We start from the raw sequence: 13,052 nt of genomic DNA on the forward strand, positions 1-13,052 counted from the left end.
CCCCCGATGCACGTTTTCCACGTGCGCGCAGGGTTAACGGCAATTAAACGTCGCGCCAGTGCCTTTCAGCACATTTTCATTTCAGCCAACCAGCTTCGCGATACCAGGCGGCGGTGGCATGGAGGCCCATGCGGGTTTCGACCTGCGGGGTCCAGATTGCGGGTGGCGGCTGGTTGCCTTCTCCTACGCGCCAATCGGGGTGACACATGTAGCCGACGCGATCCATCGTCAGCTTGGCGCCTTTGCCCCGGAAGCGGGCGTCGAGCCTGGCGCCGAGGCGCAGCATTCCGGCGGGGAGGTTGAGCGCCGTCACGCGCTTGCCGACGGCAATGCCGATGGCCTTTGCCATGTCATTGTGCGTCCAGCCGCCGGGCGTGCCGTCATCCGGTTCGAAGGTCAGGTGCGTCACTTCCTCGCCGCCGGGGATCAAAGCCAGCAACAGGCGGGCAAGATCGTTCACGTGGATGATCGAGAGATGCCCCTGTGGCGGCAGCGGCACGATCCCGCGCTTGGCCAGTTTGAACAGCTCGAACATCTCGGTATCGCGCGGTCCGTAAACGGCAGGCGGGCGCACCACGGTCCAGTCGAGGCTGCTCGCCTTGACCACCTTTTCTCCGCGCAGCTTCGACTTGCCGTAAACCGACAGGTCCGGTTCGCGTGCCGAAAGGGAGGACACGTGGACGAAGCGCGGCACGCCTGCATCGAGTGCGGCGTTCACCACATTGAGCGTGCCCCAGACGTTGCCGTCCTCGAAGCCTTGCGGATCGGGCGCGTTGACCACGCCCGCGATGTTGAGCACGACGCTGGCTTTGCCGACCAGACGCTGCAAGGCGCGGCGATCGGACAGGTCGCCCTGCACCCACTCGACACCTGCGCGCGCCTCCTGCGGGCGGCGGGCAAGCGCGCGGACTTCAATTCCGGCGCGGGCGGCGAATTCGAGAACGGCCTGCCCGACGAACCCGGTCGCCCCGGTGATCGCCAGCAATTCTGCCGCCATTACAAGAGCACCATCTGGTCGCGGTGGATCAGCGCCGAGCGCGGGGCATAGCCGAGCAGGTCTTCATGCTCGCGGCTGTGGCGTCCGATGATGCGGGCGCATTCGGCCGCGTCGTATTCCGAGAGGCCGCGGGCGAGCGTCTCGCCATCAGGGCCGAGAACGGCAATGGCGTCGCCGCGCTGGAACTCGCCATCGACAGCGGTCACACCTGCGGCAAGCAGGCTTGATCCGCGTGCGAGGGCAGAAGCCGCGCCTGCATCGACGTGGACAAAGCCGCGCATCCGCATCTTGCCGCCGAGCCAGGCCTTGCGCGCCTGCTTGCGCCCGCGCGGCAAGAACAGCGTGCCGCGATCGGCGCCCAGCGCATGGGCGATGGGGGCGACAGGCTGCCCATCGATGATGGCCAGCGCGATCCCTGCAAATTCCGCAATTTCGGCAGCCTGCAGCTTCGACGTCATCCCGCCGGAGCCGAGGCCGGAGGACGAACCGCCAGTGGCCATGGCGTGGATTTCCGGCGTCACCCCGCGCACCACCGGGACGCGGACAGCGTCAGGCTCGCGCGGATCACGATCATAAAGGCCATCGATGTCCGACAGCAGCAGGACAGCGCTCGCGCCCGCTGCCTGCCCGACGCGCGCGGCCAGACGGTCGTTATCACCAAAGCGGATTTCCTGCGTGGCGACCGAATCGTTTTCGTTGATCACCGGCACCGCGCCCGCCGCAAGCAGCGTGCCGAGCGTGGCAGTGACGTTGAGATAGCGGCGGCGGTCCTCAAGGTCTTCGAGCGTCAGCAGGATCTGCGCGGCGGTAAGGCCGTGGCCTGCAAGCAGCTCTGCCCAGAGGCCCGCCAGCGCAATCTGGCCAACCGAGGCCGCGGCCTGCGCGTCAGAAAGACTGCCGCGTCCGCCTTTGGCAAGGCCCAGCTTGCGCGCACCCAGGGCAATCGCGCCCGAGGAAACGACGATCACTTCCTGCCCGGCGGAACGCGCTGCGGCGATTTCCGCAACCAGCGCGCGCAGCCATTCACGGCGCGGCTCCCCGTCCTTGCCAACAAGCAGCGCCGAGCCGACCTTGACCACGAGGCGTGGGCAAGTTGCGGCGTCGGTCAGGTGGGATAGCTGGCTGATCTTCATCGTGAAGGCCGCTTAGGGGAATTGTGACGAGGCGTGAAGGGCTACCGGTCGTATCTGCCGCCCGAACTGGCGATCAGATCGGCGACCACGGCGTCTGCGCCGCCTCGTCCTCAACCTCGCCAGTCGGGCGCTCGGTCATCGTGGCGAGCGGGAGATAGCCGAGCACCGCGTCCATCAGGGCATCCATGCCCTTGCCCGTCGCGCCCGAGATCGGGAACACCTTGTCTGCGCCCGCTTCGAGCAATTCCTTCGAGAACGCAGTGATCAGCTCCTTGTCGACAAGGTCGATCTTGTTGAGCACGATCAGGCGCGGCTTTTCGTCCAGGCCGAAGCCATAGGCTTCCAGTTCACCCTCGACGATGTGCATCGCCTCGACCGGATCGACGTCGCTGTGAATGTCGATCAGGTGGATGAGCACGCGGCAGCGCTCGATATGGCCAAGGAAGCGGTCACCGATGCCAGCGCCATCGGCAGCGCCCTCGATCAGGCCGGGAATGTCGGCCAGCACGAATTCGCGCGCGCGGTGGCGCACGACGCCGAGCTGCGGGCGCAGCGTGGTAAAGGCGTATTCGCCGACCTTCGCCTTGGCGTTGGTGATCTGGTTGATGAAGGTGGACTTGCCCGCATTGGGCAAGCCGACAAGACCGGCGTCCGCGAGCAGCTTGAGCCGCAGCCAGACATACATTTCCTCGCCCGGCCAACCTGGACCAGACTGGCGCGGTGCGCGATTGGTCGAGGTTTTATACGACGCATTGCCGCGACCGCCATCGCCGCCGCGCAGCAGCACCACGCGCTGGCCGACTTCGGTGAGATCGAGCAGGACAGTCTCGCGGTCATCGTCGAGCACCTGGGTACCGACCGGGACCTTGATCACCAGATCGTTGCCGCCCGCACCGGTTCGGTTGGAGCCAGCCCCGCCGCCGCCGCGCTGCGCCTTGAAGTGCTGGGTGTAGCGGAAGTCGATCAGCGTGTTCAGCCCAGCCACGGCCTCGAACACGATATCACCGCCCTTGCCGCCATTGCCGCCATTGGGGCCGCCGTATTCCTCGTATTTCTCGCGTCGGAACGCGACCGCGCCGGGACCGCCTGCGCCTGAGCGGATAAAGATTTTGGCCTGATCGAGAAAATGCATGACGGGTCACTGATCCAACAACAGGCCCGAAAACAGCCGACCATACGGCCAACAAGCTGCGTCCAGAACCGCGGCTACACTAACCCGTTCATGGTGAGCTTGTCGAACGTTGCCGACAAAAGGAACCGCGCAAGGCCTGCCTGAAATATGCGGTTCTGACGATACCTGGTGGAGCCGAGGGGGATCGAACCCCTGACCTCGTCATTGCGAACGACGCGCTCTCCCATCTGAGCTACGGCCCCGTTCCCGGTATCACCCGCCAGCTTGAAAGGCCGCCGGGATCGCCGCCATTAGCGCAGCGCTCCCGGCGTGACCAGACTCAATTTGCACTATGGCGGCGCGGCCTGCCTACCTCAGTTGGGTGCACCGCCCTGTGCGGTTGGCGCATTCGTGCCGTATGTGACAGTCGGCGTCGCAGGCATCACCGGCCCGCCATACTGGGCCTGCCAGATCGCCATCTCGTTGCGATAGACTTCGTAGCGGCGATAGAAATCGTCGAACACGACCTCAATGCTGGGAAGGCTGCGCACGGCGAAGGCCTCAAGTTCGGTGGACTTGATCGCTGCGCCATCGCGGGTGACGGCCATGACCGCGTCGCAGAAGTCGGTCAGCGTGGGCGGCAGGGCGTAGTGGTTGTAGACCGAGGTGATGTAGCTTTCGCGCGGGGCGATGAACTTCGCCCCGTACTTCGTCTTGAATTCCGCATCGATCCGCTTGTTGATCGCGTTCAGGGTCTTGGTGTGCGCGGTAAGGAATGCCTTGTAGCGCGGCAGGATATCGGCGTGCTGCGGCGCGCTGCAATTGAGCGCGGCGACATTATAGGCCGAGCGCAGATTCCATACCATTTGCGCAGGCGTGATGTTGCGATTGAGCGACTGGCGCAGGCCATTGGCGTCGGCGGGGGGGATCGTGATATTGTCGGACGCACCGTTTGGAGCCTTCGGCTTGGGCGGAATCACCACAACCTTGGGCGGCGGCGGCGGCGGCGGCGGCGGTGGAGGCGGCGCGGCGCATGATGCCAGCAGAGCAGCCAGCGCCGAAACGAGCAAGGATGGCGCAATCACACGCCGAATACGAGACATTGGCATTCCCCCGGATGATCCCATCAGCGCTTCGACCATGATCCTGCGCCTGGCATCCTTTCTGCAAGCTGAAACAGAAGACTAGCGAGACTACAGCGTCTTGAGAATCCCGCAAAGACAGAAAACCCGACGAGCCGAAGGCCCGCCGGGTCATTAATTTCCGTCAGATCGGATTTATCAGCGACGATCACCCATGAACTGCAGCAGGAACTGGAACATGTTGATGAAGTCGAGGTAGAGGTTCAGCGCGCCGAGAACGACGGCCTTGCCTGCGAAATCAGTGCCGGCAACATAAGCATACTGCTCCTTGAGCTTCTGCGTATCATAGGCCGTGAGGCCTGCGAAAATCAGCACGCCAAGGAAGCTAACGGCCCAAGCGAGGCCGGGCGACTGCAGGAAGATGTTGATCACCGACGCGATCAGGAGTCCGATGACACCCATGATCAGGAAGCTGCCGAAGCCCGACAGGTCCTTCTTGGTCGTGTAACCGAACAGGCTGAGGCCAGCGAAAGCGCCCGCCGTTGCAAAGAACGTCGTCGCGATGGAAGTGCCGGTGTAGACCAGAAAGATCGTCGACAAAGAGAGGCCCATTGCGACTGCAAAGCCCCAGAACATGCCCTGGAGTGCCGTGGTCGAAAACTTGTTGGCGCCAAAGCTCATGAACATGACGAAGGCGAGCGGTGCCAGCATCACGAGCCACATCAGCGGTGTGCCAACGAAAGCCTGAGTGATGCCCGACGAGGCAGACACCATCGCGACAATGCCCGAAAGCAGCACGCCCGAGGCCATGTAATTGTAGATCGACAGCATGTGACGGCGCAGGCCTGCGTCGAACACTTCGCCGCGGGCCGAAGCACCCGAAAGGCTCGGAGACGCGCCGAAGCCCGTTCCGGTGGGCTGAGGGTCGTTCCAGTTTGCCATTTTCAAAGCTCCGTTATGTGGCCCCAATGGCCACGTCATGCGAATATCGGCGCAGTGGGGCGCGGTTTCAAGCGAAACCGGCATAACGGAGTGACAATCATTTGTAACGAATTGTTGCCGTCCTTCAGTTTTTGGCGCGCGCCTGCTCGGTCATCTCGGCGCTGCGGTCCCGCGCACCGCGTAACGTGTCCTCCATCAAGCTTGCCAGACGGCGGTCAGCGTCGAGAACATCGATGCCAACCTGGGTCACGCCACCCGGACTGGCGACGCGGCGCGCAAGTTCACCGGGGCCATGTTCAGAGGCCGCCGCAAGCATCGCTGCACCTTCGACCATCGACAGCGCGAGACGGTCTGCCTGCTCGCGCGGCAGGCCCAGCGCGGCCGCGCCTTCGGCCAGAGCGTCGATGAAGCGATAGACGAAAGCTGGACCGGAACCGGCGAGCGCAGTGACGAGGTCCATCTGATCCTCGCCCGAGAGCCATTCAGCCTGCCCGAGCGGTGCCATCAGCACATCGGTCTGCTGGCGAGCGGCGTCATCCGCATCTCCCACCAGCGCAATCGGCGATTTGCCGAGCGCTGCGGCAAGGTTGGGCATCACCCGCACGATCGCGCGTGCCTCGGGAAATGCGTTGCGCAAAGTCTTCAGATCGACGCCCGCAAGGATCGAGAGCAAAAGCGTGCCCGGCCCGACGTAGGGCCGCACCATGGCCGCTGCATCGGGGAGTTGCTGCGGCTTGAATCCGAGCAACACCACCTCGAATGGCCCCTCGCCTGTGGGAGCAGCGCCGAGCAGACGTACGCCCTGCGGTGCCGCTTCAAGGTATGGATCGACGACCGTGAAGGTTTCAGGCGCCATCCCCCCCGCGAGCCAGCCCTTGAGCATGGCGCCACCCATGTTGCCGCAGCCGAACTGGAGGAACGTCGCGGCCATTCTCAAGCCTCACCCGCCGCATCGACCATGGCACTGGCGAGCGCCTCCACTGGGCTCTTGTCGCCCCACAGGATGAACTGGAACGCAGGGTAAAACCGGTCGCATTCGTCCACCGCGGCCTCGATCGCCGCCTGCGCCTGACCCAGGCTAAGCAAGCCATCATCGCCCAGCATCAGTCCGTGACGGTAGAGCAGCACCGAGCCGTTCGACCAGATGTCGAAATGGCCGATCCAGACCTGCTCGTTGATCAGGGCCATCAGTTCGTAGACCGGGCCCTTCTTGTCATCGGCAATGCGGATATCGGGCAGGCAGAGGATCTGCAGCACGTGGTCTTCGGTACGCCAGATCGCGCGGACCTGATAATTGGCCCACGATCCCTGGATCTCGCCCGTCACTTCATCGTCAGAGACGAATTCGCAAGGCCACCCGCGCGCCTCGAACAGCGAGGCGATCATGTCGACGGGCGCTGCATCGTCGCGCTCATTGTCGTCATGGCCGGTGCGCATGGTACGTCCCCTGAACACAGTGGTGAGCCTCCCCTGATGGTCGGCCACCGGCAAGGCGTTGTGCCCGACCTGCCGTTGCCCTGTCCATGCAGGGTGGACCCCCTCGCCGACAATCAGCGGTTAACAGGCGGTTGGGCAAAACTCGACAAGCCTGTGGGAAAGCTGTGGACAAGGGGTGAACAGGCGGTGCGAAACTGCCCCTTGCCGATCTGGCAGCGCCTTACTTCAACGGAAGCGTGTCCACGGCCTGCCCTGCGGGGCTGGTCCATTGATAGCTCGACACACCGCCCTTGCGCAGCTTGGTGATGAACTCCTGCGCCGCGGCCTCACTCTCGAACGGACCTGTGAGCAGGCGGAAGTTGCTGCGCCACGGCGAGACATAAGGCTTGCGCGAACGCAGCGCATCGGGTGCTTCCTTGACGAGGCGGCGCCACTCGTTGTCCATCATGTCCTTGTTCGCCCCGGTCAGGACTTGCACCCATATCCGGCTCGGATGGCTCGGCGCAGCCTTCTTGGCCTTGGCGTCCTTGGCGTCCTGCGCGGCCTTGGCTGCTTTGGCATCCTTGGCCGTCTTCGCGTCCTTCACTGTGCCTTTTTCAGCTTCCTTGGCACTCGTGCGCGAAACGTCCGTCGGACCGTCAGGACGCTCCCCGCGCGGATCGGCCTTGACCACTTTGGGTACGGCCTTTGCCGGGAGGCGCGTGATGTCGACGGCCGCAACCGCAGGTGCACGCTCTTCTTCAGGCGGCGCGAAGCTCTTGAACAAGGTTGCCAGATCGACCGGGCGCGGCGGCGGTTCGGTGCTTGCCGGTGCCGGCGCAGACGCGGCGGCTGTCTGTACAGGAGGCACGACTGGTGCTGAGGACGCTGCGCTCGGTGCAACCGGCACTGCGATCACCGGCGCTGCAGCCAGAGCTTGCGTAGCTGACGGTGCAGCTGGGACCGGCGCGGCGGTCGAACCACCGACCTTGGCAAGATCGAACCCGCCGACGGATGGTGCGGGTTTCGCAACCGGCGTGGGCACGGGAGCCACGACAACCGGTTGCGGTGCTGCTGCAGTGGCAGGCACCGGCGGCAATTCCGCAGTGGCCGTGCGAACGGGCGCCGCCGCAACCGGAACAGGCGGGGCCGGCTGAGGCGCAGGTGCCGTCGCTGGTGCAGGCTGCCGCACCGGGGCAACATAGGGCCGCGCAGCACCGGGCGGGAGATCAAGCACGGACAGTACTTTGGGCTTCGCAGGCGCGGGAGGCGTGGTTACGGGTGCCACAGATGGCCGAACGGCAGGCGCGGCACTGGCAATCGCCGTGTCGGTGAAGCCAGGCCGCGGCACTGGCGCTGACTGCGGCAATTGCTGAGGCGGGGTGAGCGGCGTCGTTCCCAACGCCTGGACGCGGCCTGTTGGTGCAGGCGTGCGCTCATCCTTGCCGGGGCGGCGACGCTTTTCGCGGCTTGGCTTTTCAGTGGAAGCGCCGAGCGGCGCGCCTGCAGGGATCAGACCCGCATCGGCAAAGCGCGTGGCGCGCGGATTGAGCGCGGCATATTGGGCAACGCGGGGATCATCGCGGCCAATGTCTGCCGCGCGCGGGAAACGTCCGAAATTGGCGGCTGCCGCCTGTTGCGCGGGCGTCAGACGCGGCATGTAGCGCAAGTAGGGCGCGATGCCCGCAGCGAGGTCCTGCGGCATGGAGGCATAGGCGACGGCGACAGCCTCGTCCGGCCCGCCGGTTACCGCCATCACGAACGTGCGCGTGCGCCAGGTGGCGCGGTCCTGCTTGGCGATCAGCGGCGCGAGCAGGACTTCGGCGCCCCGGCGGTCCCCCGCAATTGCCAAACTCAGCGCATAGCGACGGGTCAGTTCATCGTCACTGCCCCGGCTCAGCGCGACCTGATACCAGCGCTGCGCACGGCCATTGTCACCAACAAGGTCGTAAGCCAGCGCGCGGTCGGATGCCATCGCATAAGTGTCACCGCCTGCCCGCTCGGCCTCATCGAAGGCGCGGACGGCATCGACCGGATTTTCGGCGAGAAGGTAGGCCTTGCCGATCAGCACTTTCGAACGCGGATCACCGGGTTGGATGTCGTTAGCGCGGCTGAGAAAGCCAATCGCCGCATCGCTGTCACCCAGCCGCAGCGCTGCCGACGCTGCATCATACAAGGCGACGACATTGCGCGGGTCAGCCGCAAGACGCGCCAGCGCGGCGTTGAGTTCGCGGCTGGGACTGGGCGCGACCGACTGGACGACGGGCCGCGACACGGTGGCAGGCCCATCCGGGTCGTCGTCAGCCTGCGCATAGGCACAAGGCGCAGCAGCGGCCAGCAACAGCCCCAGCGAAAACTTCAGCCCATTTGCGACGGGGCCATGCGCGAAGGTGAAACGAATCGTCATCCAGCCGCGCTCTTATCAAAGGCAACATGAAGCGGCGGCAACGCGCCGCCGCTTCGATCACATTTTACTGATTGTTCTGGCGGCCAAGGAAGCGCGGAATATTGAGCGCGCTGCCTTCGTCGGCTTCGTCCTCGTCACGATTTCCGCGCGAGAGGTTGGCCATGCGTTCGAACAGCGTGCTGCCACCGGCTGGCTTGGCCGGGGCCGCCTCGGGTGCACGGCCAAGGCGCGGCATCGCCGGTTCCGCAGCAGGAGCAGGCTCTTCAGGCGCTTCGAGGCCGCCCAGCGAGAGTTCGCCATTGCCGGCATCGGCAGGGGCTTCCTGTGCTTCGGACAGATCAAGCGTGAGGTCGAGCGCCTCAGGTTCCGGTTCGACGGCAGCCTGCGCAGGCTGAACCTGCTCGGCAGCAGGGGTCCAGCTTGGTTGCTGTGCAGGTTCAGCAGCGGGCGGCGGCGGAGCGAACGAAGGGGCAGCAGGCGCGGCGGATGGCACGGCCGGACCGCGCGATGTCGACGGGATCGAGACCGGGCGCGAGGCGACTTCCGCCTGCTCCACGCTTTGTTCGATACCGGTGGCAACCACCGACACGCGGATCTTGCCGTCGAGGTCGGGGTTGAACGCCGAACCCCAGATGATATTCGCATTGGGATCAACGAGTTCGCGGATGTGGTTGGCCGCTTCGTCGACTTCGAGCAGCTTCATGTCGTCGCCGCCGATGATCGAGATGATCACGCCCTTGGCACCCTGCATCGACACGCCATCGAGCAGCGGATTGGCAATCGCGCGTTCTGCAGCTTCAAGCGCGCGGTTCGGGCCGTGGCCTTCGCCGGTGCCCATCATCGCCTTGCCCATCTCGCCCATGACCGAACGGACGTCGGCAAAGTCGAGGTTGATCAGGCCGGGCATGACCATGAGATCGGTGATGGAACGGACGCCCTGCTGCAGGACTTCATCAGCAAGCTGGAACGCTTCCTTGAAGGTCGTTTCCGCCTTGGCCACCAGAAAGAGGTTCTGGTTCGGGATAACGATCAGCGTATCGACGTGCTTCTGCAGTTCCTCGATACCCGAATCCGCAGCACGCATGCGGCGCGTGCCTTCGAACAGGAACGGCTTGGTGACCACGCCGACCGTCAGCACGCCCTTGCGGCGCGCGGCCTCGGCGATAACCGGAGCAGCGCCGGTGCCGGTGCCGCCGCCCATCCCGGCGGCGATGAACACCATGTGCACGCCTTCAAGCGCGCGTTCGAGATCCTCGAGCGTTTCCTCGGCAGCAGCGCGGCCAACTTCGGGACGCGCGCCTGCACCAAGGCCCTGCGTGATGTCAGGCCCGAGCTGGATGCGGTTTTCGACGATGGAATTGTTCAGCGCCTGAGCATCGGTGTTGACGACGATGAAGTCCACACCTTCGATCTTGGCGTTGATCATGTTGGCGATGGCATTGCCGCCTGCGCCGCCAACGCCGATCACCGTGATCCGGGGACGAAGTTCGTCGATGGCCGGCGGTCCGATGTTGATGCTCATTGTCGGTCTCCCAAGCGGGTCAGTCAGTCGCCAATAAAGGCATTGAAAAAGTCTGTCTTAACCTGTTGCACATAGCGGCGGCGCGAATCAAAGCCGGATCGACCTTTTCCACAGGTTGCAGCACGAAGACGGTCTGTATTTGCGCCGTTTTCGACGTGCCCTGTGGATAACACCTTCAGAAATAGTCCCTGACCGCCCGTACCAGGCGACTCAGCAGCTTCGTCCCCTTGTATGAACCGGTCGGGGTATAGGCTGGTCCGATGGCGCGAATATCGACCGGATCGGCAGCAGCAAACAGCACGAGGCCGACGAGCGTGGACGAACTGGGCGTGGCGTGGCCGGGCGGCAGGCCAAGCATCGTCGGCGGAGAACCGATCCGCACCGGACGGCCCAGTGCCGACTGTGCATAATCGGCAAGGCCCGGCAATTGCGCGCCGCCGCCAGTCAACACGACCTGTTGCCCGGTCTGGCCGACAAAACCCATGGACTTCAGCGCCTTGGACACCTCTTCGGTGAAGAAGCCAAGTTGCTGGGTGATGACCGAGATCAGTTCAGCGCGGGGGATGCGGTTCTTGTCGTCGGCATGGCGCGCCACCGGCCCCCCTTCGGGATCGCCCGGCGCGTTGACCGGAATCATTTCGCGATGATCGGCAGGGCTGGCGATGGCCGAGCCGGACATGCACTTGAGCCGTTCTGCCTGATAACGCCGGATGCCGAAAGCAGAGGCGATGGCGTCAGTGATATCACCCGATCCGTACTGGATCATCTGCATGCCGAGCAACATGCCCGCCGCATAGACCGAAACGGTGGTAACTTCCGCGCCGAATTCGACCAGCGCAACGCCAAGCTCTCGCTCTTCGGGCGTCAGACAGGCGTGGCCTGCCGCGACCGGCGAGCCGACCACCGCTTCGACGTCGAGATGCGCATTCTGCACTGCCTCGGTCAGATTGCGGATCGGCGCGCCGTCGGCGAGCATTACATGGATGTCGACCGCAAGCCGCTCTGCATGGAGGCCTTTGGGATTGGGTACGCCGTGCGCGCCATCAAGCGTGTAGTGCGCAGGCTGGGCGTGAAGCACGGTGCGGCCATCGGGCTCGATCATCTCGCGCCCAGCCACCAGCAGATGCTCGATATCGTCTTGCTCGATCCGCCGCCCGCCGATTTCGACCTCGACCCGCGCCGTGGTGCTGGCAAGGCCTGCGCCCGAGCAGCCAATCCAAACCTTCTGGATGCCGATATTGGCCATCTTCTCGGCGCGCTCGATCGCATCGCGGACCGAATGGGTGGCGGCCTGCATGTCGGTCACATAGCCGCGCTTGATCCCTTGCGCGGCGCGGTGGCCCGATCCGAGCACGACCATCTCGCCCGTTTCGGACAGCCCCGCGATCATCGCAGAGACGCGGAATGAGCCGATGTTTACGGCAGCAAAAACCTTGGAAATGCGGGGCGTTGCCATCCGGTCCTCAGCCCTCTTCGGACTTGGCGGCAGATTTTGCGGCAGTTTCAGCGCGCTTGGCTTCAGCCTTTGCCTGATCGGCTGCGCGCTCTTCAGCCGCGACCTCGTCAGCATGGCCGGGCACCCGCATATAGATGCGGTCGGGCGCGCGCATGTCGAACGCGGCCACCTTGCCGCCAAGCAGGCGATTGACCCCGTCCATCCGTGCAAAGCTGAGCAGCGCACCCGCAGCCTTTTCGTCGCCTTCGGGCAGCGCAAGCACCTGGCCCGTCTTGAAGGTCAGGTTCCAGCGGCGATTGCCGACCCATTCGGCTTCAGACACCTGCGGCTTCAGCGCAGGCGCGGCTTCGAGCAGATGCCCGAGATCCTGCACGCGCTGGCCGACGCCAAGGCCGGACAGGACCAGCATCCCCTTCGCGCGGTCCTTGCGCACCGGCTCAAGCTCGGCCCCGGTTTCGTCGATCAGGACAAGGCGGTCGGGCTTGCGCAGAACCGCGTGCGGGGTGCGTTCAACAATGTCGATCACCAGCGTATCGGGCAACTTGCGCGAAACGCGTGCGTCCTTGACCCACGGCAGTTCGTTAAGCTCATCGCGCAGCGCGGCAAGATCGAGCGTGGTCATCGCCCGGTCGTTCTGGCCGAGAATGCGCTCATAGATCTTGAGTTCGTTCATGCGATTGACGCCGCGCACTTCAAGATGGCTGACCTTGAAGCCCGCGTCGGACGCGACGATGGCCGCCTGCTCGGAAACCAGCGCGGGAATGCCCGCCATGACCACGGCGGTCCAGACGATTACAGCAGCGACGGCAAGGATCAGCGTCATCGCTATCCGGTGCAGCGTTTCATCACTGAACGGCAGCCAGCGCATCACGCTGTCGAGCAGCGTTCCGGTCTGCTGGCGGGCGGTCTGGACCTTGCGCTGCGTGGTGCGCGCTGCGGCTGCGCGCCGCACGCCCTTGCTGCCCCGCTTGATCGTCTGCGCCATG

At 64.7% G+C, this 13,052-nt stretch carries 11 protein-coding genes and 1 tRNA gene; all 12 read right to left on the reverse strand.

Annotated elements, in window-relative coordinates; translation table 11 throughout:
- Window positions 1-76 precede the first annotated feature (76 nt).
- Window positions 77-997: an NAD-dependent epimerase/dehydratase family protein gene (locus RM192_RS12135; protein WP_311507816.1), complete on the reverse strand. Its 921-nt coding sequence runs from the start codon at window positions 995-997 to the stop codon at window positions 77-79.
- On the reverse strand, window positions 997-2,130 hold the full coding sequence (proB, locus tag RM192_RS12140; RefSeq protein ID WP_311507817.1) for a glutamate 5-kinase: 1,134 nt from the start codon (window positions 2,128-2,130) through the stop codon (window positions 997-999). Before proB ends, RM192_RS12135 begins: the two co-directional genes overlap by 1 nt.
- Window positions 2,131-2,203: 73 nt before the next feature.
- Window positions 2,204-3,262 carry a GTPase ObgE gene (gene obgE / locus RM192_RS12145; RefSeq protein ID WP_311507818.1) on the reverse strand — a complete coding sequence of 353 codons (1,059 nt, stop codon included), beginning with the start codon at window positions 3,260-3,262 and terminating at the stop codon, window positions 2,204-2,206.
- Between the two features lie 166 nt (window positions 3,263-3,428).
- Window positions 3,429-3,504, reverse strand: a tRNA-Ala gene (locus RM192_RS12150).
- Between the two features lie 111 nt (window positions 3,505-3,615).
- Window positions 3,616-4,344 (reverse strand): hypothetical protein, encoded by a 729-nt coding sequence (locus RM192_RS12155; protein ID WP_311507819.1) that lies wholly within the window; start codon window positions 4,342-4,344, stop codon window positions 3,616-3,618.
- Window positions 4,345-4,521: 177 nt separating this feature from the next.
- Window positions 4,522-5,265, reverse strand: a complete 744-nt coding sequence (locus RM192_RS12160; protein ID WP_311507820.1) for a Bax inhibitor-1/YccA family protein — start codon at window positions 5,263-5,265, stop codon at window positions 4,522-4,524.
- 124 nt (window positions 5,266-5,389) lie between these two features.
- On the reverse strand, window positions 5,390-6,196 hold the full coding sequence (locus RM192_RS12165; RefSeq protein WP_311507821.1) for a pyrroline-5-carboxylate reductase: 807 nt from the start codon (window positions 6,194-6,196) through the stop codon (window positions 5,390-5,392).
- A 2-nt stretch (window positions 6,197-6,198) separates the two neighbouring features.
- Window positions 6,199-6,702: a YbjN domain-containing protein gene (locus RM192_RS12170; RefSeq protein WP_311508626.1), complete on the reverse strand. Its 504-nt coding sequence runs from the start codon at window positions 6,700-6,702 to the stop codon at window positions 6,199-6,201.
- 220 nt (window positions 6,703-6,922) lie between these two features.
- On the reverse strand, window positions 6,923-9,088 hold the full coding sequence (locus tag RM192_RS12175; protein ID WP_311507822.1) for an SPOR domain-containing protein: 2,166 nt from the start codon (window positions 9,086-9,088) through the stop codon (window positions 6,923-6,925).
- Between the two features lie 64 nt (window positions 9,089-9,152).
- Window positions 9,153-10,610, reverse strand: a complete 1,458-nt coding sequence (gene ftsZ / locus RM192_RS12180; protein WP_311507823.1) for a cell division protein FtsZ — start codon at window positions 10,608-10,610, stop codon at window positions 9,153-9,155.
- 175 nt (window positions 10,611-10,785) lie between these two features.
- Entirely contained in the window at window positions 10,786-12,066 is a 1,281-nt protein-coding gene (ftsA, locus tag RM192_RS12185) for a cell division protein FtsA (protein WP_311507825.1), read from the reverse strand.
- Window positions 12,067-12,073: 7 nt separating this feature from the next.
- Window positions 12,074-13,051 carry an FtsQ-type POTRA domain-containing protein gene (locus RM192_RS12190; RefSeq protein ID WP_311507826.1) on the reverse strand — a complete coding sequence of 326 codons (978 nt, stop codon included), beginning with the start codon at window positions 13,049-13,051 and terminating at the stop codon, window positions 12,074-12,076.
- Window position 13,052 lies beyond the last annotated feature (1 nt).

Origin of the sequence: Novosphingobium sp. MMS21-SN21R, from assembly GCF_031846015.1 — a bacterium.
In the GTDB taxonomy this organism is placed as follows: domain Bacteria; phylum Pseudomonadota; class Alphaproteobacteria; order Sphingomonadales; family Sphingomonadaceae; genus Novosphingobium.